3 protein-coding genes are annotated in these 5,259 nt (G+C 69.3%); all 3 read right to left on the bottom strand.

Annotated elements, in window-relative coordinates; genetic code table 11:
• Positions 1–34: 34 nt before the first annotated feature.
• Positions 35–1,117, bottom strand: a complete 1,083-nt coding sequence (gene corA / locus PLE19_23795) for a magnesium/cobalt transporter CorA (protein HPD17971.1) — start codon at positions 1,115–1,117, stop codon at positions 35–37.
• Between the two features lie 13 nt (positions 1,118–1,130).
• Positions 1,131–2,522, bottom strand: a complete 1,392-nt coding sequence (locus tag PLE19_23790; GenBank protein ID HPD17970.1) for an MBL fold metallo-hydrolase — start codon at positions 2,520–2,522, stop codon at positions 1,131–1,133.
• Between the two features lie 589 nt (positions 2,523–3,111).
• Positions 3,112–4,899 carry an isoprenylcysteine carboxylmethyltransferase family protein gene (locus PLE19_23785; GenBank protein ID HPD17969.1) on the bottom strand — a complete coding sequence of 596 codons (1,788 nt, stop codon included), beginning with the start codon at positions 4,897–4,899 and terminating at the stop codon, positions 3,112–3,114.
• Positions 4,900–5,259: the final 360 nt, after the last annotated feature.

The raw sequence follows: 5,259 nt of genomic DNA, 5'->3' as shown, positions 1-5,259 counted from the left end.
CCCGGCTCGAGAGGCGGCAAGCTCAGAGGCCGGCTCAGCCCTTGTCGGCCCCGCCCAGCCAGCCCTTGCGGCGGAACAGGATGAGCATGACCACCACGATGAGCAGGCTGACCACCCAGAAGGCGGGATAGCCCCAGCGCCAGTTCAGCTCGGGCATGTTCCAGGGCGAGACCTCGGTGTTGAAGTTCATGCCGTAGATGCCCGCGAGGAAGGTGAGGGGCATGAAGATGGTGGCGATGACCGTGAGAATCTTCATCACCTGATTCAGCCGGTTGCTCACGCTGGAGTTGTAGACCTCCACCAGGCTCGAAGCAACCTCGCGATAGGTCTCCAGGAGGTCCAGGATGTAGACCGTGTGCTGGTGGCAGTCGCGCAGGTACACTTGCGTCGGCTTCTTGATCAGGTGGCTCTCGCCCTGGAGGAGTTCGTTGATGACCTCCCGCAGCGGCCAGATGCACCGCCGCACGTTGATCAACTGGCGCTTGGCGTCGTGCACACGGACGAGCGTGTGGGGGGTGGGCCGCGCGGCCACCTCGTCCTCGATCTCCTCGATCAGCTCGCCGAAGCCTTCCAGGGAGGGGAAGTAGTTGTCAATGATCGCGTCGAGGATCGCGTAGGCCAGGAAGTCGGCGCCCTCGCGGCGCAACTGCCCCACCCCCTTGCGCAGCCGCTCGCGGATCGGGTCGAGGCAGTCGCCCGGCGTCTCCTGGATGGTGAGGACGAAGCTGTCGCCGAGGAACAGGCTCACCTGCTCGGTCTGGAGCTCGCCCGCGGCGAACTCCAGCATGTGCGCGACCAGGAACAGGCGGTCCCCGTAGTCGTCCAGCTTCGGCCGCTGGGGCACGTTCAACACATCCTCCAGCGCCAGAACGTGCAGCCGGAAGAACTTCCCCAGCTCCCGCAACAGGTCCACGTTCCCCAAGCCGTCCATGTTCACCCACGTCACGCCTGGCATATGCCGGAAGCGCTCCAGGTCCTCCGCCGACGTGATGTCCGCCTCCAGGAGGATGTCGGGGCTGTAGTGGATCACGTGGACGGCTTTGGGGACCACGCTGCCGGCCGCGGCGGTGAGCGTGCCGGGAGGAGCCCCGGGGGGATGGTAGCGTTTCTCTCTCACGGGTCTCCCTCCGTCAGAGCGTCGCCTGCTGGCCGGGCTCCGGGATCGTCACCTCGGGGATGCCCATCTCGCGCAGGCCGCTGGCCAGGCCCTCGGCGTTGGCCATCTCGCCGTGGACGACGAAGGCCCGCTGAAGCCGCGCCCGCGCGGCGGCCACGTAGGCCAGAATCTCCGTCCGGTCGGCGTGGGCGCTCAGGGCGTTGATCTTCGCGATGCGGGCGCGCACGCGGTGTTCCTCGCCGAAGATGCGCACCGTGGGGTGCCCCTCGATCAGGTAGCGGCCCAGCGTGCTCTCGGCCTGGAAGCCCACGAAGAGCACGATGTGGCTCGGGTCGCCGATGTAGTTGCGCAGGTGATGCAGGATGCGCCCGCCCTCGCACATCCCCGAGGCCGAAATGATCACCATCGGGCCGGGCCGGCCGTTCAGGGCCTTCGAGTCCTCCACCTCGGTGATGAAGTGCACGGCGGGGAAGCTGAACGGCGAGCCGCCGCGCTGGAGCCGCCCGAGCGTCTCCGCATCGAAGCACTCGGGGTGGCGCTCGTGCACCGCGGTCGCCCGGGTCGAGAGCGGGCTGTCCACGAACACGGGCAGCGCGCAGATCGCGCGGCTCGCGTGAAGCCGGTCGAGGAAGTAGAGAAGCTGCTGGGTGCGCCCCACGCTGAAGGCGGGGATGATGAGCTTCGACTTCCGCTCGCACACGTCGTTGATCAGGCCGGCGAGTTTGGCCTCCACGTCGCTCATCGGCGGGTGCACGCGATTGCCGTAGGTGCTCTCGGTGATGAGCGTGTCGGCGCCCTCGACGATCACCGGGTCGCGCAGGATGGGCATGGCCGGCCGCCCCAGGTCGCCCGTGAAGAGGATACGGCGGGCCGCGCCGTTCTCCTGGACCTGGATCTCGGTGAGGGCCGCGCCGAGGATGTGCCCCGCGTCGTGGAAGGTGATCGTGACCCCCTCGGCCACCTGTTGGCTGCGGCCGTAGCCGGCCGGCTCGAACTGGCCCATGAGGCGGTCCACGTCCTCAGGCGTGTAGAGCGGCTCGAAGGGGTTCTTCCCGTCGCGCACGCGCCGCTTGTTCACGAACTCCACGTCGCGCAGTTGCAGGTAGGCCGAGTCGCGCAGCATGATATCGCAGAGGTCCACCGTGGCGGGGGTCGCATACACTCGCCCGCGGTAGCCATGCTTCGTCAGCGTCGGCAGGTTGCCGCTGTGGTCAATGTGCGCGTGCGACAGCACCACCGCGTCAATCTCCCGGGGCTCGAACGGCAGGTGGCGGTTGCGCTCGAACGCCTCCTTGCGCTTGCCCTGGTACAGCCCGCAGTCCAGCAGCACCCGCCGCCCGTTCGCCGAGAGCAGGTGCATCGAGCCCGTGGTCGTCTGCGCAGCCCCCAGGAAACGAATGTCCAATAGACCGTCCCCCTTCTGGACACCTGTCCGTCTCTCGCGCTCCCGCCCATCCGAGGGCACGCCGGCCCTTCGGGTGCCGACCCGCGGCACCTCACCCCGCGAGCAGCGCGCCGATGAGAATACCCACCAGCGTGCTCACGTAGGGGTTGCAGGTCAGCGGTCAGCCGCCCCCACGGGCAAGAAACCCGACCCCGAAGCCGATCCCTCCGCCCACCGCCATCCCGATCACATAGCGCCAGACCATGAAGGAACTTCCCCCTTCTTGTGTCCCCGCCGCCAATTCTATGCGGTTCGGCAGACATGTCAAGGCGGCATGGCAGTTTGGGCCCCCCAGCCTCCCCAATCTGCCTGTCCCCGGAGAATCCAGCGAATTCAAGGAGTCTCGGGCCGGAATCTTCCGGACCAGAGCCTCCCGCGGGTTTGAAACCCGCGGGAGGTTGGAGAGTCGACGGCGGCTCACCCAACCAGGTCCTGGCGCAGGGTACGTCAGGCCCACTGGGTCGCCCAGAGCGCGTGAGGCCTGAGGCGTCCCGGACCGACCCCTGCCGCGGGGAGCGCCGCGGCCGCTCGCCACATACGCCTCGACCTGTCAACCGCCTACGCCGCTCAGGAAGAAGCGCCACCGCTCCTCAAGATCGCGGCGCCGCCCGATGGCGGTGATCCGGGTCACGCAGTCGTCCGGCGCCTCCACCGCCAGGTCCATGTCCGCGATGAACGCGCTCAGCAGTTCCCTGCCGCCGGGGCGGAACAGCGAGTCCGTCCCCCCCTCCCCCGCTACCCGCGCCAGGATGACGAACACGCTGACCTGGGGCGCGTGGTGGTGCTCGCGGTACCAGTTCGGCCCGGGCCGCGGGAACGCCACGGCCACGATGTCGCCGCCGGCCCCGGCCTGGCGCAGGTGGGTCCGAAGCCGCGCCGAGGCGGCCAAGCGGTCGCGCAGTTCAACAGCGAACGGCGGCGGGCCGCTCTGTGGCTGAAGCAGCAGGGTCTTGCTCAGCTCGAGGCGCGTCTTCATGATGGGCGCCTGCACGAGCACCAGGGTGGCGCTCTCGAAGCGGCCCGGCACCGCCGCACTCGCGCCGCCGGCCGCCGCCGGCGCCTGCTGGGCAAACTGCGCGAGGAAGAAGTCCCACAGCTTCTCGCCCGGGAAGCCCGGGCCGCGGGCCTTGCCGTCGGCCTCCACGAGGTCGGCGCCCTCCGCCGCGCCCAGGTTGGCCAGGGCGATGCAGCCCTGGCGGATGGTGCGCTTGGACTTGTCGGCCAGTGCATCGGAAGCCTGCGCTCCCGCCGCCAGCGAACACCGCATCAGCACCAGCCGCACGCGGTCCGGGCCGCCGGGGTCGGCCCCAGGGCCTCTGCCGCCCGGGCCGCCCCCCGCCTGGATGCCCGGCGCGCCCTTGCCGCCCTCGGCAGGCCCCTCGTACGGCCCGCAGAAGACGAAGAGCCAGTCGCCCTCCGCCTCGTCCAGGAAGGCGAGGAATGGCGCCAGCGTCTTCGACTCCCGCAGGCGCAGCAGCACGCGCTCGGCGAAGCCGCTCGCCTGCGCGTTGCGATACGGGCCGCGCGCGACCACCATCCGCCCCGAGTGGGCGAAGGGCACGCCCCCCGCCTCGCCGCCCGCCAGGGCCGCCTGCTGGGCCAAGGGAGCCGCGGGCCCCAACTCGACACGGGCCGTCAGATACGGCACGCGCTGCGTCGCGCGCTTCACCGCGTCAATGCCCCACATCAGCCCGAAGCACACGGCCAGCGTGCAGGCGAGCGCCAGCGGCACCCGCACGGCGGCGGGGAGCTTGCGCCGCGCCAGCCACTCGCCGAGGGGGCGCAGCCGCCTGTCGCCCGGGATCACGAACGACGTCCGCTCGCGGTACCGCTCGTAGGCCTCGCCGAACAGCCGCAGGCACGTCCGCTCCTCGCTCCGCGCCAGGTAGTAGTACAGGAACATCATGAGGAAAAAGGCCAGCCACATCAGGGCGCGCCCCCACGCCAGCAGCACCCCAAGGCTGAAGAGCGTGAGTGCGATGTACTGCGGATGCCGCACAAACCGATAGAGGCCCCGCGTGACCAGCCCCGACCTGCGGAGCTTCGCCCCGTAGATCTGCGCCGCGCCCGCCAGGAACAGGCCGAAGCCCAGCACCACCAGCAACGGCCCCACCGGGCCCAGCGTCATCACAGGAAAGACGAAATGCGTGAGCCAGGACGTATAGGGGCTCTGATTCAGCCGCTCGATCTGGAGCACCGAGCCGTAGAGAAAGCCCGCGAACGGCAGCAGCATCCAGATCGGCTCGAGGATCACGAAGAAACCGAGGATCTTGACGGCGAACTCCCCCAGGCGTCTCAGGGCTCCCCTGCCCTCCCATCGGTTCATTGGCATCTGCATGGCCTGGGCCTCCACACGAGCGGCTGTGCCTGTTCCCTCCTCCGAGCGATTATCGCGCCCAGGGGCCGGCTGTCAAGCGCCTGCCCACTGCGGCGTACAGCCTTCAGCCCATCTCGCTTCGCCTCCCGTCCCCAACCTCCCGCGGGTTCGCAACCCGCGGGAGGCTCCGGTTCGACGGTCCTGACGTGGCCGCCGCTGGGGAGCGTGCGGCAGGCGCTGCGACGCCAGCGGGGGTTATCCCATAACCCCATATGCCCCAATGCCTTACGCGCTCCGGTCATTCCCGCCCCCATACTTGCTCATCCCGCAGATGAGCGAATATGGCCGGAACCGCGAGAATCGCCCATTCTCGCCCATCTA

Source organism: Planctomycetota bacterium (assembly GCA_035384565.1).
In the GTDB taxonomy this organism is placed as follows: domain Bacteria; phylum Planctomycetota; class PUPC01; order DSUN01; family DSUN01; genus DAOOIT01.
Note: the sequence above shows the minus strand (reverse complement) of the source record. Positions and strands in the feature narration are given on the sequence as shown.